Source organism: Nocardia halotolerans, from assembly GCF_042650145.1.
Lineage (GTDB): Bacteria > Actinomycetota > Actinomycetes > Mycobacteriales > Mycobacteriaceae > Nocardia > Nocardia halotolerans.
Genome location: NZ_JBHSDL010000025.1, coordinates 483,415 through 502,810, shown reverse-complemented (window position 1 = coordinate 502,810; position 19,396 = coordinate 483,415). Strand labels below are relative to the sequence as shown.

15 protein-coding genes and 1 tRNA gene are annotated in these 19,396 nt (G+C 68.9%); 14 read left to right on the top strand and 2 right to left on the bottom strand.

Annotated features, from left to right (window positions below):
- The first annotated feature begins 44 nt into the window (after positions 1-44).
- The 5 genes from ACFO5K_RS20860 to ACFO5K_RS20840 are packed head-to-tail and all read left to right on the top strand — an operon-like array spanning position 45 to position 5,829.
- Positions 45-1,658, top strand: coding sequence for an adenylate/guanylate cyclase domain-containing protein (locus ACFO5K_RS20860; RefSeq protein ID WP_378565484.1), 1,614 nt, complete (start codon positions 45-47; stop codon positions 1,656-1,658).
- A 10-nt stretch (positions 1,659-1,668) separates the two neighbouring features.
- A complete protein-coding gene (locus ACFO5K_RS20855) occupies positions 1,669-2,529 on the top strand; it encodes a hypothetical protein (protein ID WP_378565481.1) in 861 nt (286 codons plus the stop codon).
- Positions 2,526-3,548: a DUF4129 domain-containing protein gene (locus tag ACFO5K_RS20850; RefSeq protein ID WP_378565478.1), complete on the top strand. Its 1,023-nt coding sequence runs from the start codon at positions 2,526-2,528 to the stop codon at positions 3,546-3,548. Before ACFO5K_RS20855 ends, ACFO5K_RS20850 begins: the two co-directional genes overlap by 4 nt.
- Positions 3,545-4,531, top strand: a complete 987-nt coding sequence (locus ACFO5K_RS20845) for an AAA family ATPase (RefSeq protein WP_378565476.1) — start codon at positions 3,545-3,547, stop codon at positions 4,529-4,531. Before ACFO5K_RS20850 ends, ACFO5K_RS20845 begins: the two co-directional genes overlap by 4 nt.
- A 2-nt stretch (positions 4,532-4,533) precedes the next feature.
- Positions 4,534-5,829, top strand: coding sequence for a DUF58 domain-containing protein (locus tag ACFO5K_RS20840; RefSeq protein ID WP_378565473.1), 1,296 nt, complete (start codon positions 4,534-4,536; stop codon positions 5,827-5,829).
- Positions 5,830-5,901: 72 nt separating this feature from the next.
- Here ACFO5K_RS20840 and ACFO5K_RS20835 read toward each other — a convergent pair whose 3' ends face one another.
- Positions 5,902-6,648 (bottom strand): RDD family protein, encoded by a 747-nt coding sequence (locus tag ACFO5K_RS20835; RefSeq protein WP_378565470.1) that lies wholly within the window; start codon positions 6,646-6,648, stop codon positions 5,902-5,904.
- Positions 6,649-6,666: 18 nt separating this feature from the next.
- On the opposite strand from ACFO5K_RS20835, the gene ACFO5K_RS20830 reads away from it, so the two are divergent.
- Together ACFO5K_RS20830 and ACFO5K_RS20825 are read left to right on the top strand one after the other, a co-directional pair.
- Positions 6,667-7,701, top strand: coding sequence for a stage II sporulation protein M (locus ACFO5K_RS20830; RefSeq protein ID WP_378565467.1), 1,035 nt, complete (start codon positions 6,667-6,669; stop codon positions 7,699-7,701).
- A 765-nt stretch (positions 7,702-8,466) separates the two neighbouring features.
- Positions 8,467-9,105: a methyltransferase domain-containing protein gene (locus ACFO5K_RS20825; RefSeq protein WP_378565464.1), complete on the top strand. Its 639-nt coding sequence runs from the start codon at positions 8,467-8,469 to the stop codon at positions 9,103-9,105.
- Positions 9,106-9,188: 83 nt separating this feature from the next.
- Here the strand turns inward: ACFO5K_RS20825 and ACFO5K_RS20820 are convergent.
- Positions 9,189-9,271 (bottom strand) — tRNA-Leu (locus ACFO5K_RS20820).
- A 219-nt stretch (positions 9,272-9,490) separates the two neighbouring features.
- Here ACFO5K_RS20820 and ACFO5K_RS20815 point away from each other — a divergent pair.
- The 7 genes from ACFO5K_RS20815 (at position 9,491) to pknB (ending at position 19,378) form a co-directional block, all read left to right on the top strand.
- Complete coding sequence (locus ACFO5K_RS20815; protein ID WP_378565461.1) at positions 9,491-10,903, top strand: DUF3662 and FHA domain-containing protein; 1,413 nt, start codon at positions 9,491-9,493, stop codon at positions 10,901-10,903.
- A gap of 168 nt (positions 10,904-11,071) precedes the next feature.
- On the top strand, positions 11,072-11,542 hold the full coding sequence (locus ACFO5K_RS20810; RefSeq protein ID WP_378565458.1) for an FHA domain-containing protein FhaB/FipA: 471 nt from the start codon (positions 11,072-11,074) through the stop codon (positions 11,540-11,542).
- Entirely contained in the window at positions 11,539-12,987 is a 1,449-nt protein-coding gene (locus ACFO5K_RS20805; RefSeq protein ID WP_378565455.1) for a PP2C family protein-serine/threonine phosphatase, read from the top strand. Before ACFO5K_RS20810 ends, ACFO5K_RS20805 begins: the two co-directional genes overlap by 4 nt.
- Positions 12,987-14,459 (top strand): FtsW/RodA/SpoVE family cell cycle protein, encoded by a 1,473-nt coding sequence (locus tag ACFO5K_RS20800; RefSeq protein ID WP_378565452.1) that lies wholly within the window; start codon positions 12,987-12,989, stop codon positions 14,457-14,459. The genes ACFO5K_RS20805 and ACFO5K_RS20800 overlap by 1 nt, the downstream gene beginning before the upstream one ends.
- Positions 14,456-15,919, top strand: coding sequence for a peptidoglycan D,D-transpeptidase FtsI family protein (locus tag ACFO5K_RS20795; RefSeq protein ID WP_378565449.1), 1,464 nt, complete (start codon positions 14,456-14,458; stop codon positions 15,917-15,919). Before ACFO5K_RS20800 ends, ACFO5K_RS20795 begins: the two co-directional genes overlap by 4 nt.
- A gap of 37 nt (positions 15,920-15,956) precedes the next feature.
- On the top strand, positions 15,957-17,477 hold the full coding sequence (locus ACFO5K_RS20790) for a protein kinase domain-containing protein (protein WP_378565446.1): 1,521 nt from the start codon (positions 15,957-15,959) through the stop codon (positions 17,475-17,477).
- Positions 17,474-19,378: a Stk1 family PASTA domain-containing Ser/Thr kinase gene (pknB, locus tag ACFO5K_RS20785; RefSeq protein WP_378565443.1), complete on the top strand. Its 1,905-nt coding sequence runs from the start codon at positions 17,474-17,476 to the stop codon at positions 19,376-19,378. The genes ACFO5K_RS20790 and pknB overlap by 4 nt, the downstream gene beginning before the upstream one ends.
- Positions 19,379-19,396: the final 18 nt, after the last annotated feature.

The window sequence follows — 19,396 nt, the reverse complement described above, 5'->3', positions numbered from 1 at the left end:
CAACACTGCGTCCAGCCTGCCCGGATCCGGTTTACAGTGCGAGAGTGATCCACAGCGACGGCCGAACGGGCACCCCGAGCACCGCGCCGTGGGGTTCGCCGCTACTCGGCCCGGCCGAGGAGACCTCCACCATCCGACGGGTCCGGGTGCAGTTGCTGCTCACCGTCCCGCTGCTGATCGCGAATCTGATCGGCATCGCGATGACAGTCGTGCTCGCCGGTTTCGTGTTGCCCGGCCCCACCCTGTTCACCGGTCAGCTGCTGTTGCTCAATGCCGTGGTCACGCCGCTGTGTGCCTTCCTGGCCCTGGCCATCGGCACCGTGTGGGGCACGGTGGCCGGGCTGCGCACGATGCGCTGGGCCACCGACCCCGACCATGTGCCGAACGCGACCGAGCAGCGCGTCACCGTGTCGGCGCCGCGCTGGATGGTGTTGCAGCAGGCGGTGCTGTGGTCGCTGGCGCTGGCGGTGCTCACCATCGCCTACGGAGTGGCCGACACCGCGCTCATCCCCAAGATCATGCTGGCGATCGGCGCGGCGGCGATCGTGGTGTGCGCCAACAGTTATCTGATCGTGGAATTCGCGCTGCGCCCGGTGACCGCGCGCGTGCTGCAGGCCGATCCACAGCGCCGCCGCGGCATCGGCGTGTTCGGCCGGACCATGCTGTCGTGGCTGGTCGGCGTCGGCGTGCCGGTGGCCCTGGCGATGACGGTGGCGGTGTGGGCGCTGGCCGATCCCGCCGTGAGCAAGGCCCGGCTCGCGGTGTGCATGCTCAGCCTCGGCGGCTCGGCCCTGCTGTTCGGAATGGTGCTGATGGCCCAGGTGGTGGCCGCCACGGTGGCCCCGATCCGAGGTGTGCGCCAGGCGCTGCGCCAGGTGGAGAACGGCGACCTCGACACCGAGATCACCCTCTACGACGGCACCGAACTGGGCGAACTGCAGAGCGGTTTCAACCGGATGGTGCACGGCCTGCGTGAGCGCGCGCTGATCGAGGACCTGTTCGGCAAGCACGTCGGCCATGACGTGGCGATGGCGGCCATCGCCTCGCGCCCGGTACTCGGCGGCACCGAAACCGAGGCCGCGGCCCTGTTCATCGACATCGTCGGTTCCACCACGATGGCGGCCACCATGCCCGCGCCCGAGATCGTGGGCATCCTCAACCGGTTCTTCGACATCGTCGTCGACGAGGTGGAAAGCCACGGCGGGCTGCTCAACAAATTCGAAGGTGACGCGGCGCTGGCCGTGTTCGGCACCCCGGCGCCGCTGGCAGACGCCGCGGGCGCGGCCCTTTCGTGCGGCCGGGCCATCCAGCGCCGGTTGCGCGCGGCCTCCGATCTCGACGCGGGCATCGGTGTGGCCGCCGGCCGGGTCGTGGCGGGCAATGTGGGCACGCACAACCGCTACGAGTTCACCGTGATCGGTGACGCGGTCAACGAGGCGTCCCGGCTGTGTGACCTGTCCAAGCAGTACGACGAACGCCTGCTCACCTCGGCGACCACCCTCGCCGCCGCGGCCGGCAGCGAGGCCGCGCACTGGGTGCTGGGCGAGACCGTGACACTGCGCGGCAGACTGAAACCGACCCATGTGGCCCTGCCACTGCCCACCGAACAGGCCGACGCCGAGGTTCGGTCGCAGGGCGGATCCGGCGATCTTGGCTAGACTCGGCCGCGTGCGTCCCGTCGTCGAAGCGGTCGGCGCCGTCGGGGCGGGAGTCGATCCGGCACGAGCGCCGACGGTCCCGATCCGGCCCATGCGTTTGCGCGAATTGCTCGACGAGCCGTTCGCCCTGATCCAGGCCCATATCCGCGCGCTCGCCGCGCTCGGCGGAGTGGCGGTGGCCGCCGCGCTCACCGTGGTGCTCGCGGTGACCGGGCTGGTCTCCCATCTCACCGACGGCTCCGACGCGGGCACCGCCTGGGCGGCGGTGCTGTCGAGCGCGGTGTGCCTGTGGGTGCTGCGGCTGGTCCTGCGCGGCACCACCGTGGCCATCGGGCTCGCCGATGTCAACGGTGTCGGATACGGCGCGCTCGCCGGATTGCGGACCGCGGCCGCGCACGCGGGACCGCTGTTCGTCGCGCAGATCATGTTCACGCTCACCGGGATCGGCGTACTGCTGGTGGGCAGCATCCTGATCATCACCTATCCGCTGGCGCTGGTCTGGCTCGCGCAGGTGCGCGCGCGCCGGATCGTCGTGGCACCGGTGATCATCGGCGAATCCGCGAAATCCGGTGCCGCCGTGGCACGGTCGAAGGAACTGACCCAGGGCGCGGAGTGGACCACAGCCGGGTTGTGGCTGCTGCAACGGTTGATCTTCGCCGTGCTCGCGGTACCCGCGTTCGGTATCCCCTACTTCCTGTCGACCTTCTCGGGCACCCACCGCTGGGCGTTCATCGGGCTGCTGGTGGGCGGGGTACTGCTGATGGTGGCGATCAGCGAGATCGTGGAGGCCGGCAGCCGGGTGGTCTGCTACGTCGACCGGCGGTGCGCGCGCGAAGGCATGGACATCCTCGTTCCCGGTGACCGCCGATGAACCAGCCCACCGAAGGCGTACCACCGCGACCCGAACTCGGCGCGGCCGCTGAACACCGTGCCGCCGCCGAAAACGCCGCACGACAGCGCGATTTCGATCGTGCGCTGCGCGAGCGCTTCCGCGCGGTGCTGCGCGGGCTCGAGCAGGGCGGCAGCCTGCCGGTGCGCCGCTCACGTACCGCACGCGAAACCGCCGCCGACGCCACCATTGCCCTGACACCGGAGCAGTCCACCGAATTACATCCGGCGGCAAGCAGTTTCGACGAAGTCGTCTACGGCGGTCGCACGGCCACCGAGGACGAATACCGCAGACTCGAATACGCCGACCGGTACTCCCAGAGCGCCCCACCACCGGTGCCCGAGCCGAACGAACTCGAGATCACCGAACGCGAACCACGGCGCCGCAGGGAACTCCCCCAGCTGCCCGCACTGTTGCGCAACCCCAGGTTCTGGGCCGCCGTGGCCGGCATCCTCGCGACCGCACTGCTGCTCTACGCCTCGCTGCAGTCCTGCGGTGCGCCCAACGCCCCCGCCCCACCACCGGATCTACCGACCCCGAACGAACCACCCGACCCCGATTTCGATCCCGAGATCGGCAGCGGCCAGGACTCGATCTTCAGCCGGATGCCCGGGTGGCTGGCCTTCGGCGGCCTGCAATTGCTCATCGCCTTCGCCGCCCTGCTCTGGTGGCGTGGACGCAGGCGGGGCGCGCTGGTCGCCGAACCGCGACCGGTGGAGGTCGCCGCGAACGAACTGCTCACCGGGCAGGCTGGGCTGTACCGCCGCTCCGGCGACCTCGCCCATGTGGCACGGACCCTGCGCACGGCCACCCTGCGCCGGATCCGGCCGCGACTGGGGACCGGTGAGCTCACCGACGACCAGCTCGTCGAGGTGCTCGCGACCCGGCTCGGTACCCCCGCCCAGCAACTCGGGACCGTCCTGTTCGGCGCGGTACCCGACGAATCCACCCTGTATCACGTTGCCGCACACCTCGAATGGATCGAGACGGAGCTCGGATGACCGACCAGACTGTTCTGCAGAAGACGCCGGACGCGGCGCGCGCGAGTGCGGCGCTGGCCGCGCTGCGCACCGAGATCGGCAAGGCGGTGGTCGGCAACGATCAAGCCGTGCTGTACCTGGTGCTCGCACTGCTGTGCCGTGGCCACGTCCTGCTCGAAGGTGTTCCCGGCGTGGCTAAGACGCTGCTGGTACGCGCACTGGCCACCTCACTGGACCTCGACCACGCCCGCGTGCAGTTCACCCCGGACCTGATGCCCGGTGACGTCACCGGCTCCCAGATCTACGACCCGCACTCGGCCGAGTTCACCTTCCGCCAGGGCCCGGTGTTCACCAACCTGCTGCTGGCCGACGAGATCAACCGCACCCCACCCAAGACCCAGTCCTCGCTGCTGGAATCGATGGAGGAGCGCCAGGTTTCGGTCGACGGGCAACCGCGGGCGCTGCCCGATCCGTTCGTGGTGATCGCCACCCAGAACCCGATCGAGCAGGAGGGCACCTACCCGCTGCCCGAGGCCCAACTCGACCGGTTCCTGTTCAAGGTCGACATCCGGCTGCCCGAACGCGACGACGAATTCCGCATCCTGCAACGCCACGCCAACGGCTTCGACCCGCGCGATCTCGGCGCCGCCGGGTTGCGTCCGGTCGCCGGGCCCGCCGACCTCGCGGCCGCGCGCGCCGCCATCGCCCAGGTGGTGGTGAGCCCGGAGGTACTGGCCTACATCGTCGACCTGTGCCGGGCCACCCGCTCCTCGCCCGCCGTCGCCCACGGCGCCTCCACCCGGGGCGCCACCGCGTTGCTGGCCGCGGCCCGCGCCTTCGCCTGGCTCAACGGACGCGGCTACGTGACACCCGACGACGTGAAGACCGTGGCGACGGCGGTGCTGCGGCACCGGTTGCGGTTGCGGCCCGAGGCCGAGCTCGACGGGGTGAGCGCCGAGGGTGTGCTGTCGTCGTTGCTGGTCTCGGTGCCGGTTCCGGTGTAGCGGTGGTCGTCACAGGCCGGTTCGTCCTGCTCGCCACGGTGGCGGCGGGGGTGGTGATGCTCGTGGTGCCGTCGTGGGTGGGCGTGCTCGCCGCGTGCGCGGTGCTGGCGGCGGTCCTGCTGGTGGATGTCGCGCGCACCCCGCGGGCGGAAACGCTGGCGCTGAACCGAGATCCGTTGACCGTCGTGCGCTCGGGTCGTAGCGCCGAGGTGGAATTGGCGGTGACCAACACCGGGCCGGGCACCGTGCGCGGGCTGCTGTGGGATTCGTGGCCCGACAGTGTTCGTGCCGAACACCGCGCCCAGCCGCTCGACCTCGCACCACGTACCCGGATGCGGTTACGGACGAACCTGACTCCGAGCTATCGCGGTGATCGCGTGGCCGGACCGGTGACGCTGCGATTGTTCGGACCCCTCGGCATGGCCGGACGCCAGACCCGCGTCGATGTCCCGGCCCGGGTACGCGCGCTGCCCGCCTTCCGCAGTGAGCGGCTGCTGCGGTCGAAGGTCCGGCGGCTGCATCATCTCGAGGGCCGCAATGTCGCCGACACCCGCGGCCAGGGCACCGAGTTCGACTCGTTCCGCGAATACGTGGCGGGTGACGACGTGCGCAGCATCGACTGGCGGGCCACCGCCCGCGCCACCGACGTGCTGGTGCGCACCTGGCGACCCGAACGCAACCGGCACATGCTGATGGTGCTCGACACCGGCCGCACCGCCGCGGGTCGCGTGGGCGATGGCACCCGGCTCGACAGTGCGATCGACGCGGCGCTGCTGCTGGGCGGGCTGGCGTCGGCCGCGGGCGACACCGTCGACCTGCTGGCCTACGACCGCACGGTACGCGCGGAAGTGAACGGGGCCGCGGGCCGGGAACTCCCGACCAAACTCATGCACACCCTGGCCGGGGTGACGCCGCGCCTGGTGGACACCGACACCACCGGGCTGGTGCGCACCGTGCTCTCGCGGGTACGCAGGCGCGCGCTCATCGTCTGGTTCACCGGTCTCGACGGGCCGACCGTCACCGAACACCTACTGCCCGTGCTGCCCACCCTCACCCGGCGTCATCGCGTGCTCATCGTGTCGGTCACCGACCCGGAAATCGCCGCCGCCGCCCGTGATCGCAGTAGTACCGACGCCGTCTACACCGCGGCCGCCGCCGAAACGGTGCTGGCCGAACGGGCGCTGGTGCGGGAATCGTTGCGTCGGCGCGGGGTGTCCGTGGTCGCCGCAGCGCCCGATCGGCTGGCCGAAGCCCTCGCCGACGAGTACCTCGAACTGAAGCAATCCGGGTCGCTCTGAATTGTGGACAACGAGAGTTTCCACCGGCACTCACAGTTCATCCACCGATTCACCAACAGGTTGTCCACAGGGTCAGCGCAGGGAAAGCTGCTGCCGGCGAGCGAGAATCGCGCCGATCACGTGATACGGCGGATACCCCGCCGGCACCTGGCACCGCACCGCCGCGCACATCGCCTCGGCCAGCCGCGCACCGAGCTGATGCTGGGCGGCGGGCGTCAAGGTGCGCAACCTGGTGAGGTACTGCCGCGCCGCGCCGCTCAGTTCGTCGGACATACCGCTCGGGTCCACCTGGGCCGCCCAGCCGGCGAGCCACGGCGGCGTGGCGGCCAGCGCGGGCCGGGGCAGGGTCTGGCGGGTGTGCACGACCACGGTCCCGGCCAGCACGTCGCCCACCCGTCGGCCTTCCCGCGAGCACAGTGCCGTGACGACGGCGACCGAGCCGAAGGCACCGAGCATCCAGAAGTCCACGATCGCGCCGGTCAGGCCGCGGGTGAGGGCGTGGCGGAAGTCGGTTGGCCCCGCGTCGGCCCGCACCACGCGCAGACCGAAGGCCATCTTGCCCAGTGAGCGCCCGCGGGTGAGCGTCTCACTGCACACCGGATAGCCGACCAGCACCGTCACCATGGTGACCACGCCGAGCACCGCGAACCAGGCCGAGTCGGCGCCGGCGAAGGCCAGCCCGAGCAGCCCGGCGTAGAACAGGCAGAACGCGAGGGTGAGCTGCATCAGCAGGTCGAGCAGGAAAGCGCCCGCACGGCTGGGGATACGCGCGATCGGAAGTTCGAGCGCCACCGCTTCGCCGGTGGTGAATTCGGCCATGTGGCTAGCATTCCCGATATGGACACCGATGCCTACAGCTGGGCGCATCAACGGTCGTGGTATCGGCTGGATCAGCTGGTGCGCCAGCGAAAATTGTCCGGCGCCGAGGCCGATGAACTGGTCCGGCTCTACCGCACCGCCTCCCAGCAGCTGGCGAAGTTGCAGGGCCACCATGCCGATCCGGATGTGGTGGCCGGCCTGAGCGCGCTGCTGGCGCGGGCTCGGGGGCGGGTGCTGGCGGCCCGTGCACAACCGTGGCGCGAGGTCGCCCGGTTCTTCACCAGAGGTTTTCCCGAGGCTGTGTATCGAGTGTGGCCGTGGTGGGTGGGGACAACTGTGATTTTCCTGGCCGTGTCGGCGGTGATCGGCGCGCTTGTGGACAACTCCGCGGCGGCCCGGCGCGCGCTGGGGATACCCGACGGCGACACCTCGATCATCACCGGACCTGGGGGTTCGTTCGAGTCCTACTACTCCGAACATCCCAACGATGCCTTCGCCGCACAGGTGTGGACTCACAATTCGTGGGTGGCGGCGATCGCGTTGTTCACCGGTGTGCTGATCCTGCCGGCTGTGTACGCATTGTTGATGAATGCGCTGAATCTGGGGATAACCGGTGGATTGATGGCCGACGCCGGGCGCCTCGATTCGTTCTTCGGCTTCATCCTTCCGCACGGCACGCTCGAGCTCACCGCGTTGTTCGTCGCGGGCGGTGTGGGGCTGAAGCTCGGCTGGACACTGGTCGATCCCGGACGGCACAGCCGGGCGACGGCGCTGGCCCGGCAGGGCCGGGCGACCGCGACGGTGGCGCTGGGCCTGGTGGTGGTGCTGCTGGTGTGCGGGCTGCTCGAGGGTTTTGTGACCCCGAGTGGGTTGCCCGCGCCGGTGCGGATCGCGTTCGGCTTCGCGGCCGAGGCGTTGTTCCTCGTGTATGTCTTCGGCATCGGCCGACGGGTGGCCGAGGAGCAGGACGTCGCGACCGCGCCGCCGGAGGCACTACCCGATCCGTCTCGGCGCTGGCTCGCTCCCGCACCGAAGGCGCTGGACCGGGCGTGATCACGCATCTGCACGTGCATTTGCGAAGCAGGCAACTCCGAGCACACGGTGACGGGACGACGCCGGACAACCGGTAGCTACACAAAGTTACGAGAAGGTATCGAACTCCCCCATTTGAGTTCCGCTGGCCGCAGCGAGTCGAGCTCAGCTGCGGCCAGCGTTGGCGCTAACTGTACACAATCGTTATGCCCACGCAACCCCCTTCGCGCAGGTCCGGCGTATGAAGTGTGACCCTGCGAAGGGTTGTGGAGTCAGTGATTTCCACACCTGTAGCTAACTTCTGGCGCTACCGAAATCTCGCTGCGGGCGAACCCGAGAATTCACCTTCGGCAAACCTCGGGGCGCTCCCCACCTGGCATCGAGCCTCGCGTCGCGCGAGATTTCCCGACGGTTACTTGCGCCCAGCCGAAGGCGCCCACATAGCCGATAACCTGCGGATTCGGCAACAGAATTTCGGTTTGCCGCATCTGCCGAACATTAAAAGAGACCTTAAGTTTGTTTACATGCCTGCAAACATGCTCCGCGCCCAGCAATCAGCCCTGAACACTTGACTAGGGCCTTTAACCGGGCTCGTGACCGGTTGCGAACGGGGCGCCCAACGGCGCGAAATCAGCACGAGAACACCCGGAACACCGCACCGAAACGGATGGTGTGATCTTCGACTCATCAACGTGACCGATCGGCTGGACCGGGTAATCCCGCGCCTCGACGGCCGATGTTTCGCGGTGTCGCGCCCGCAGCGGCCCGGACGCCTACGATGACGGGATGACCGGGGTAAAGGACCGCCTGCTCACCGCCATCGCCGGCCAGTTGGGGAATCCACACGGGCCACTCGGCAAGATCGTGGCCTTCCTCCTCAACCGTACGAACAAGCGCGCCATCACCGCCGCGGTGGACGCCGCCGCACCGGCCACGGGCGCCGATGTGGCCGATATCGGATTCGGCGGTGGCGCCGGGCTGGCGCTACTGCTCGAGCGGGTCGGGGCCGACGGCGTGGTCCACGGCGTCGAACCCGCCCCCGACATGCTCGCGCGCGCCCGCAGCACTTTCGCCATGGAAGTCGCCGGCGACCGCCTCGTCCTCGCCGCGGGCGCACTGGGCGCACTGCCCCTGCCCGATGCGAGTCTCGACGCGGCCATCACCGTCAACACCATCTACTTTCTCGAGGACCTGCCCACCGCGTGCTCCGACCTCGCGCGGGTCCTGCGCCCCGGCGGCACGGCGGTCATCGGCATCGGCGATCCGGAGGCGATGGCCAAAATGCCTTTCACCCCTTACGGATTCAGGCTGCGTCCGGTGCCGGAGGTGGTCGCCGCCCTCACCGCGGCGGGCTTCACCGTCGACCACACCACCCTGGCCGATCCGCCGATCCCGCTGCACCTGCTGATCGCGCACAAGGCCTGATGCGCCCGCCGCGCTCGATTCGCCTACCGCGTCCCCGGAAACGACCAAAGGCCCGATCCCGGAGGATCGAGCCTTGGTCTTTGTGGGCGAAGGGGGACTTGAACCCCCACGTCCCTAAGGACACTGGCACCTGAAGCCAGCGCGTCTGCCATTCCGCCACTCGCCCGAGCGACTGGAAAAATCTAACATGCTACGGCACGGAAAATAAAATCGATCCTCTGACCTGTGGCGATGCCGGTGTGATCAGCTCGGGAACCGGGGCGGCTCGCCGGGAGTTACCTGGGTGGAGGATCGTGGATATCATGCAAGGAACGTGGTCGGGTCCGGACACGCCGTGATCTGCGTGCCGGCCCGGGTGGACACGCGCACCGAAGGGAGGGCTGTGATGGGCATCGTGTCGAGATTCGAGCGTCGCTTACAGGGCGCCGTCGGTGACGTGTTCGCGAGGGTGTTCGGCGGCAGCGTCGTTCCCCAAGAGGTGGAGGCCGCGCTGCAGCGCGAAGCCGCAGATCAGATCCAGGATCTGGGCGGCGGGCACCAGCTCGCGCCGAACAATTACGTGATCACGATCAACGAATCCGATCACGGGAAGTTCGACGCCGATCACGAACTGACGACCAAGGCGTTCGCCAAACATCTGCAGGATTACATCCGCGAGCAGGGCTGGCAGACCTACGGCGAAGTACACGTGGCGTTCGAGGCATCACCTACGCTGCACACCGGAATGTTCAGAGCGAGCGGCCGCGTCGACCCCGACGCCGGTCGTGGGAGCGCCCCACCTCGCCCCGGACCGCCACAACGACCCGCACACCCACCAGGAGCTGGCCCCATGACGCACAACTCAGGCTACGAGCCAAGCCGAGAGCCCGCGGAGTCCGATCCACGCAACCGCGGGTACGCACCGCCGCCCGCTCCGCGCGGTGCGGCGCCAGGGGCTTCCTACCCCGACGAGTACGGCCACCCGGGTGGCGGCTACGGCGCACCCGAGGGGCAGCCCGGTTACGGGGACCCGGCCTACGGTCAGCCCGGCGGTGAGTACCAGAACGGCTACGACCCCGGCGCCCAGCCCGGTTACGGCCAGCAGGGTGGCTACGGCGCACCGCCGCCCGCCTACGGTGAGCCCGGCTACGACCAGCAGGGCGGGTACGGCCAGCAGGCCTACAGCCAGCAGGGTGGATACGGTGCCCCGCCGCCCGCTTACGGTGAGCCCGGGTACGAGCAGCAAGGCGGTTACGGCCAGCAGGGTTACGCCGACCCGCAGCAGGGGTACGGGCAGCAGGGCGGTTACGGGCAGCCCGGTTACGCGGAGCCCGGATACGACCAGCAGGGCGGCTACGGCCAGCCCGGATACGCCGACCCGCAACAGGCTTACGGGCAGCAAGGCGGTTACGGGCAGCCCGGTTACGCGGAGCCCGGATACGACCAGCAGGGCGGCTACGGGCAGCCCGGATACGCCGACCCGCAACAGGGCTACGGCCAGCAGGGCGGCTACGGCGCGCCCGCGCAGTCCAGCTACTCGGCCACACTGCAGCTCGACGACGGCAGCGGACGCACCTACCAGCTGCGCGAGGGTTCCAACATCATCGGCCGTGGCCAGGACGCGCACTTCCGGTTGCCCGACACGGGTGTGTCGCGCCGCCATATCGAGGTGCGCTGGGACGGTCAGACCGCGATGCTGTCGGACCTCGGTTCCACCAACGGCACCCTGGTCAACGGGTCGCCGGTGCAGGATTGGCAGCTCGCCGACGGTGACGTGATCCGGGCCGGACATTCCGAGATCCTGATCCGGATCGTCTGATCCCGTAAGCTGCGCGGTGCAGGTCACGAGTCGACGCTGTCGGCTCTATGATGCTGCCATCACACGCACGGCCCCGACCTCGGGGCCCGCAAGCCAGCATGCTGGTGGGGGTTACTCGGCCCGCACCTGCCGTATCGACGTACCCGGGCTGACAGGAGGTGTAACGCCGTGCAGGGATTGATCCTGCAATTGACCCGCGCGGGGTTCCTGCTGCTGCTCTGGTTGTTCGTCTGGGCCGTTCTGCGGACCTTGCGCAGCGATATCTACGCGGCATCCGGCATTCGGATACAGCCCAAGGCCACCACACGTGGATCCATGGGGCTGCCCTCCTTCAGCCGAGGCCAGAAGGGCGCCAAGTATCTAGTGGTGACTCACGGTTCACTAGCCGGCACACGGATCACTCTCGGCACGCAGCCGGTCCTCATCGGACGCGCCGACGATTCGACGCTGGTACTCACCGACGACTATGCCTCGACCAGGCACGCGCGACTCTCTCAGCGTGGTGACGACTGGTATGTGGAAGACCTCGGTTCCACCAATGGCACCTATCTCGACCGCGCGAAAGTCACCACCGCCGTCCGTGTTCCGCTCGGCACTCCTGTCCGGGTCGGCAAAACAGTGATCGAGCTGCGATCGTGACACTTGTTCTGCGCTACACCGCGCGAAGCGACCGCGGACTCGTCCGGGGCAACAACGAGGATTCGGTCTACGCGGGCGCACGCCTGCTGGCCCTGGCCGATGGAATGGGTGGCCACGCCGCCGGTGAAGTCGCCTCCCAGTTGATGATCGCCGCGCTGGCGCATCTCGACGACGACGAACCGGGCGAGGACATCCTCACCAAGCTCGACCGCGCCACCCGCTCCGGCAACGCCGCCATCGCCGACCACGTCGAGGCCGAACCCGAACTCGACGGCATGGGCACCACGCTCACCGCCATCCTGTTCGCGGGCCGCAAGCTGGGCCTGGTGCACATCGGCGATTCCCGCGCCTACCTGCTGCGCGACGGCGAACTCGCCCAGATCACCCGCGACGACACCTTCGTGCAGTCACTGGTCGACGAGGGCCGCATCACCGCGGAGCAGGCGCACACCCACCCGCAGCGTTCGCTGATCATGCGCGCCCTCACGGGCAACGAGATCGAGCCGACGCTGATCATGCGCGAAGCCCGCGCCGGTGACCGCTACCTGCTGTGCTCGGACGGGCTTTCCGATGTGGTGAGCGACGAGACCATCGGCAACACCATGCGCGAGGGCAGCACCGACGAGTGCGCCGACCGGCTCATCGAGCTGGCGTTGCGCAGCGGCGGGCCCGACAACGTCACCGTGGTCGTCGCCGATGTGATCGATCTCGACTACGGCCAGAGCCATCCGATCGTCGCGGGCGCCGCCTCCACCGAGGACGAGGAAGACGCGCCGCCACCGAACACCGCGGCGGGCCGGGCCGCGGCCATGCGCCCGCCGCGCGCGCAACCGCGGCGGGCCGCCACCCCCGCTCCGCCGCCGGAGACCAAGTCGCACAAGCTGCGCTGGGTGCTGCTGTCGGTGGCGTTGATCGCCGCGGTAGCGGTGGGCCTGGTGGTGGGCTACAAGATGATTCGCAGCAACTACTACGTGGGCGCCGACAACGATCAGGTGGTCGTGATGCGCGGGCTGCCCGGTTCGATCCTGGGTTACTCCATTCACGATGTGGAACTCACCGGCTGCGTGAACAGCAAGGGCGAGCTCACCCTCGTCTCGGTGGGCGAGTCCGCGCCGACCGGCTGCAAGAAACTGATGGTGAGCGACCTGCGCCAGACCGGTCGTGATCAGATGCCCCTGCCGGTGGATTCGCTCGACCGGGCGAGCGAGAGCATGCGACGGCTGGCCAACACCGAACTGCTGCCGCCCTGCCCGAAGCAGGAATCCCAGCCCCAGCCCGGCGTGCTGCCCACCGAGGCACCGCCCGCGCCCACCGGTGACGCACCGCCGCCGCCCGGCCCCGATCAGCCCGCGACCCCGCCGACCACCCAGGCCCCGGCCACCACGACACCCGCTCCGACGACATCCCCGCAGACCTCAGGGGAGAACTGCCGGGTGACGGACTGATGTCCGCACCGCCACCACCGTCGGCTGGGGCGTTCCCCAGTCCCCCTGGCGGCTTCGCGCCGGCGCCACCACCGTCGACCCGGCGCAACCAGGAGTTGCTGCTGTTGGCGGGGGCGGCCGGGATCACGACGGTGTCGTTGTTCATCGTCGAGGCGAGCCAGGAACAGTCGATCACCTGGGACATCGCCAAGTACGGCTTGGCGTTCCTCGCGCTGTTCGGGGTCGCGCACCTGGCCGTGCGCCGGTTCGCGCCGTTCGCCGATCCGCTGCTGCTGCCGATCGTGGCGCTGCTCAACGGCTTGGGGCTGGTACTGATCCATCGGCTCGACCTGGCCGACGCGCAGCAGGCGGTGTACGACTCCGAGCCGATCCCCTCCCCCGACGCCAACCAGCAGATCATGTGGACCGGCCTGGGCATCGTGGTGTTCATCGGCCTGCTCATCGTCTTGCGGGACTACCGCACGCTGGCTCGCTACACCTACACCCTAGGCCTGGTCGGGTTGATCGCGCTGGCGATTCCAGCCCTGCTGCCCGCCAAATTCTCCGAAGTCAACGGCGCCAAGATCTGGATCCGGCTGCCCGGATTCAGCATGCAGCCGGGTGAATTCGCGAAGATCCTGCTGATCGTGTTCTTCGCCGGGGTACTGGTCGCCAAGCGCGACCTGTTCACCGCGGCCGGCAAGCACTTCCTCGGCATGGAGTTCCCGCGCCCCCGCGACCTGGGCCCGGTGCTGATCGTGTGGGTCGTGTGCATCGGCGTGCTGGTGCTCGAAAAGGACCTCGGCACTTCGCTGCTGATCTTCGGCACGGTGCTGGTGATGCTCTACATCGCCACCGAACGGGTGGGCTGGCTGCTGATCGGCGGCGGCCTGCTCGCGCTCGGGTTCTTGTTCGCCTATCAGCTCTTCGGGCACGTGCGGGTCCGGGTCGACACCTGGCTGCACCCGTTCGACGACTACAACAACACCGGCTACCAGATCTCGCAGTCGCTGTTCGGTTTCGCCACCGGCGGGCTGGCCGGCACCGGGCTGGGCAGCGGACGACCGCAGCAGGTGCCCTTCGCCAAGACCGACTTCATCGTCACCACGATCGGTGAGGAACTCGGCCTGGTCGGGCTCACCGCGGTGCTGATGCTGTTCCTGATCTTCATCGTGCGTGGGCTGCGGACCGCGCTCGCCGTGCGCGACAGCTTCGGCAAGTTGCTCGCGGCCGGGCTGTCGTTCACCATCGCGATCCAGATCTTCGTGGTGGTCGGCGGTGTCACCAAGCTGATCCCGCTCACCGGCCTGACCACGCCGTTCATCTCCTACGGTGGTTCTTCGCTGCTGGCCAACTACGCGCTGCTCGGGCTGTTGATCAAGATTTCGGACTCCGCGCGGGCACCGGCACCGAGCCGCAAACGCGCACCGGCGCCGCTCGCGGACGCGTCGACGGAGTTGTTGCGTAGGGCGGAAGGCAGGGCGAACGAATGAACACTCCATTACGTCGCGTCGTCGTCGCCGTGATGGTGATGGTCGTCGCGTTGCTGGCGAACGCCACCTATCTGCAGGTGGTCAAGGCCGACGATCTGCGCGCCGATCCACGCAACGTGCGAGTGCTGCTCGACGAGTACTCGCGCCAGCGCGGCCAGATCTCGGCGGGCGGCACCGTGCTCGCCGGTTCGGTGTCCACCGACGACAGGTACAAGTACCTGCGCCAATACCCGAGCACCCCACCGGCTTACGCGCCGGTCACCGGTTTCTACTCGATGCAGTACGGCAAGACCGGGCTGGAGCTGGCCGAGGACCCGCTGCTGTCGGGCAACGACTCGAGCCTGTTCGGGCGCCGGCTGGTCGACATGTTCGCCGGTCGCGACCCGCGCGGCGCCAATGTGCTCACCACGCTGAACCCGGTGATGCAGCAGGTGGCCTACGACGAGATGACGGCCAAGGGCTACACCGGTTCGGTGGTGGCGATCGAGCCGAGTACCGGCAAGATCCTGACCATGGTGTCCACCCCGAGCTACGACCCCAACGAGCTGTCGGGCCACGACGGCGCGGCGGGCCGGGCGGCGTGGGAGCGGCTCAACAGCGACCCGGACCAGCCGATGCTCAATCGCGCCATCTCCCAGACCTACCCGCCGGGCTCGACGTTCAAGGCCGTGGTCACCGCCGCCGCCCTGAGCAACGGCGTCGGTGTCGACGACCAGTTCACCGCCGCCCCCAACATCACCCTGCCGGGTACGGCGACCACGCTGGAGAACTACAACGGCAGCACCTGCGGTGACCAGCCGACCGCCAGCCTCTACGAGGCGTTCCGGCGCTCCTGCAACACCGCGTTCGTCGAACTCGGGGTGAAGGTCGGCGAATCCGAACTCAAGGACCAGGCCGCCGCGTTCGGCATCGGCCCGCATCAGGGCATCCCGCTGCCGGTCGCCGAGTCGACCATCGGCTCGATCCCCGACAATGCGGCGCTCGGCCAGACCAGCATCGGCCAGCGTGACGTGGCGGTGACCCCGCTCGATGTGGCGGTGATCGCGGCGACCATCGCCAACGGTGGTTCCCGGATGCAGCCCTACCTGGTGGATCAGACCCAAGCGCCCGATCTGTCGGAGTTGAGCGAGACCGAGCCGTTCTCGGTCGGCCAAGCCGTGAGCCCGCAGGTAGCGTCGAGCCTGGTGAACCTGATGATTGCCTCGGAAGCCAACACCGCGGGCGGCGGCCGGTCGCCCTACCAGATCGCGTCCAAGACCGGGACCGCCGAACACGGCAGCAATCCCCGCAACACCCCGCCACACGCCTGGTACATGGCCTTCGCGCCGGCGCAGAACCCGAAGATCGCCATCGCGGTGATCGTCGAGAACGGCGGCGACCGGGCGCTGGCGGCGACCGGTGGCTCCGTGGCCGCTCCGATCGCCCGGTCGGTACTGGACGCCGGCCTGGCAGGGGGCTGAACGAAATGAGTGTGCGAGTGACAACACGGGGGCCCCGATGCTGAACAACGGCGCCATGATCGCCGACCGCTACCGCCTGCAGCGGCTCATCGCCACCGGCGGTATGGGTCAGGTGTGGGAAGCGATGGACACCCGGCTCGACCGCCGGGTGGCGGTCAAGGTTCTCAAGACCGAGTTCTCGGCCGACCCGACGTTCCGGCAGCGGTTCCGGGTGGAGGCGCGCACCACCGCGCAACTCAACGCCCCCGGGATCGCGGGCATCTACGACTACGGCGAGACCACCGACCCGTCGGGCGGCGAGACCGCCTATCTGGTGATGGAGCTGGTACAGGGCGAACCGCTCAATGCCGTGCTCAACCGGATGGGCCGGCTCTCGGTCCTGCAAGCGCTGGACATGCTCGAGCAGACCGGTCGCGCACTCGAGGTCGCCCACGCCGCGGGCGTGGTGCACCGTGATGTGAAGCCGGGCAATATCCTCGTGACGCCGACCGGTCAGGTGAAGATCACCGACTTCGGCATCGCCAAGGCCGTGGACGCCTCCCCGGTGACCAAGACCGGCATGGTGATGGGCACCGCCCAGTACATCGCACCTGAGCAGGCCGTCGGCGAAGACGCCACCGCGGCTTCGGACGTGTACTCGCTGGGCATCGTCGGCTACGAAGCCCTGGCCGGGGTACGCCCGTTCACCGGCGAGGGCGCGATCACCGTCGCGATGAAGCACGTGCGCGACGCCCCGCCGCCGCTGCCCGAGGATCTGCCCACCAATGTGCACGATCTGATCGCCATCACGATGGCCAAGGACCCCACGCAGCGCTACAGCAGTGGTGGCGAGTTCGCCGACGCCGTCGCGGCGGTGCGCGCCGGACACATGCCGCCCGTGCCCGGCGGCGCCGGTCAGTCGATGACCGGGGCCACCCGGGTACTGCCGCCCGGCCCGACCGTGGCGATCCCCGCCGCCGCCGCCGCTGCCGCCGCCGACTACGACGGCGCCACCATGCGTTTCGGCCAGCAGCCCGGTGGTCCGGCCGGTCCGCCCCCCGGCGGTTACGGCGGCCCGCCCACCCAGGCCGCGGGCGCCACGCCGCTGCCGGCCGACAACAGCAAGAACAATCAGAAATGGCTGATCGCGCTGGGTATCGGCGCGCTGCTGCTCGGCGGCGGTGTGCTGTGGCTGCTGTTCGGTGGTGAACCGAACCGTGATTCCGGGACTCCGACGACCACCACGGTGCAGACCACGCAGCCCTCGCCGTCGGCGACCACCACCCGCCCGCTGCCGCCGCCGGTCTTCACCCCCGAGGACCCGACGACCACGCAGGAACCGCGCCCGACCACCACCACCGAGGCCCCGACCACCACGCCCGAACCGACCACCACCACCGAGGCGCCGACCACCACGACTGAACCGACCACCACCACGGCGGCCCCGACGACCACGGTGGCGACCACCACCCGGCCCATCGTGGAGACCACCACGGCGCGGCGCCCGACTCTGCCCACCATCGACCTGCCGTTTCCCGAGAATGACGAAGTCGTAGGCCCGAACATAGGACAGCGATGACGACCCCGAAGAATCTCTCCTCGCGGTACGAGCTGGGCGAGATCATCGGGTTCGGCGGCATGTCGGAGGTGCACCGGGCCCGCGATGTGCGGCTCTCGCGCGACGTCGCGATCAAGGTGCTGCGCGCCGACCTCGCCCGCGATCCCACGTTCTACCTGCGCTTCAAGCGGGAAGCGCAGAATGCGGCCGCGCTGAACCACCCGGCGATCGTGGCCGTCTACGACACCGGCGAGGCCACCGTCGACGGCGGTCCGCTGCCCTACATCGTGATGGAGTACGTGGAGGGCGACACCCTGCGCGACATCGTGCGCGGCAAGGGTCCGCTGGCGCCGCGCAAGGCGATGGAGATCGTGGCCGACGTGTGCGCCGCGCTCGATTTCAGCCACAAGGCCGGCATCGTGCACCGCGATATGAAGCCGGCCAACATCATGATCAACCGCGCGGGCGCGGTGAAGGTGATGGATTTCGGCATCGCCCGCGCGCTCGCCGACAGCTCCAACCCGATGACCCAGACCGCCGCGGTGATCGGCACCGCCCAGTACCTCTCACCCGAGCAGGCGCGCGGCGAAACCGTCGACGCCCGTTCGGACGTGTACTCCGTGGGTTGCGTGCTGTTCGAGATCCTCACCGGTCAGCCGCCGTTCATGGGCGACTCGCCGGTGGCGGTCGCCTACCAGCATGTGAAGGAAGACCCGCCGCTGCCGTCGTCGGTGAATCCAGGTGTGCCGCGCGAGCTGGACTCGGTGATCCTCAAGGCGATGGCCAAGAATCCGGCCAACCGGTATCAGAGCGCGGCCGAGATGCGCGCCGATCTGATCCGCGTGCTTGGTGGGCAGAAGCCGAGCGCGCCGATGGTGATGAACGACGAAGATCGCACCACCATCATGGATTACGAGGACGAACCGCCCCCGCGTCGATTTCACGACCAGGCCGAGAACACCTCCGAGCAGGTCGCCGTCGGCCCGCCCGACGAGGGCCGCAACCGCACGGGCCTGATCGCCATCGGTGTCGCCGCCGCGGTGGCCGTCGCATTCGGCATGTTCTGGGTGCTACTCGGTCCCGGCAGCAAATCCGACCAGATCGCGGTGCCCGATCTGTCCGGGCGCCCCGCTCAGCAGGCACAGACGGAACTGGAAGCGGCCGGTTTCCATGTGGCCGTACAGCAGAAACCCGATGGCAAGGTGGCCACCGGAAATGTGATCGCCACCCAGCCGCTGGGCGGTTCGCGCATCGACAAGGGCAGCACCGTCACCCTGCAGGTATCGACCGGTCCCACGCAGGTGCCGGTGCCCCGGCTGGAGATGATGACCCGCGCCGAGGCCGAGCAGGCGCTCAACGCGCTCGGGCTGCAACTGGACCCGAACGTACAGCGCCAGGCGTCGAGCACCGCCGAGACCGACAAGGTGATCGCGCAGGAGCCCAGCGCCGGCGTGCGGGTCGACATCGATCAGCCGATATTTGTCACCATCGGTACCGGGCCCGAGGAGATCCGGGTACCCGACGTGGTGGGCCAGGACATTTCCGTCGCCCAGCCGAACCTCGAGGACAGTGCGGGGTTCACCGTGTCGATCAAAGAGGTGAAGTCACCACAGCCCAAGGGCGAGGTGCTGTCCACCAGCCCCGCCGGCGGCAGTACCGCGGAGAAGGGGTCGACCATCACCGTGCAGGTCTCGGCCGGTGACCGGATCACCGTTCCGGATCTGGGCGGACTCACTCCCACTCAGGCCCAGGAACGGCTGCGTGAGCTCGGCTGGACCGGTCAGCTCAGCCAGACCACGGTGATCACCCTCGACGGCAACGCCTCCGGCAAGGTCGTCGGGCAGAGCCCGTCGGCCGGGGCGTCGGTGCCGATGAACGGCAATGTGGTGCTGCACGTGGGGGCCTCGCCGATTCCACGTTGAGGTCTCGATTGCGTGGAG

What these genes read in the sequence shown, in the direction of transcription:
- ACFO5K_RS20790 (WP_378565446.1), top strand. Translation starts at nt 15,957, where the DNA reads ATGCTGAACAACGGCGCCATGATCGCCGACCGCTACCGCCTGCAGCGG.
- ACFO5K_RS20835 (WP_378565470.1), bottom strand. Translation starts at nt 6,648, where the DNA reads ATGGCCGAATTCACCACCGGCGAAGCGGTGGCGCTCGAACTTCCGATC.
- ACFO5K_RS20845 (WP_378565476.1), top strand. Translation starts at nt 3,545, where the DNA reads ATGACCGACCAGACTGTTCTGCAGAAGACGCCGGACGCGGCGCGCGCG.
- ACFO5K_RS20800 (WP_378565452.1), top strand. Translation starts at nt 12,987, where the DNA reads ATGTCCGCACCGCCACCACCGTCGGCTGGGGCGTTCCCCAGTCCCCCT.
- ACFO5K_RS20830 (WP_378565467.1), top strand. Translation starts at nt 6,667, where the DNA reads ATGGACACCGATGCCTACAGCTGGGCGCATCAACGGTCGTGGTATCGG.
- ACFO5K_RS20815 (WP_378565461.1), top strand. Translation starts at nt 9,491, where the DNA reads ATGGGCATCGTGTCGAGATTCGAGCGTCGCTTACAGGGCGCCGTCGGT.
- ACFO5K_RS20850 (WP_378565478.1), top strand. Translation starts at nt 2,526, where the DNA reads ATGAACCAGCCCACCGAAGGCGTACCACCGCGACCCGAACTCGGCGCG.
- ACFO5K_RS20795 (WP_378565449.1), top strand. Translation starts at nt 14,456, where the DNA reads ATGAACACTCCATTACGTCGCGTCGTCGTCGCCGTGATGGTGATGGTC.
- pknB (WP_378565443.1), top strand. Translation starts at nt 17,474, where the DNA reads ATGACGACCCCGAAGAATCTCTCCTCGCGGTACGAGCTGGGCGAGATC.
- ACFO5K_RS20825 (WP_378565464.1), top strand. Translation starts at nt 8,467, where the DNA reads ATGACCGGGGTAAAGGACCGCCTGCTCACCGCCATCGCCGGCCAGTTG.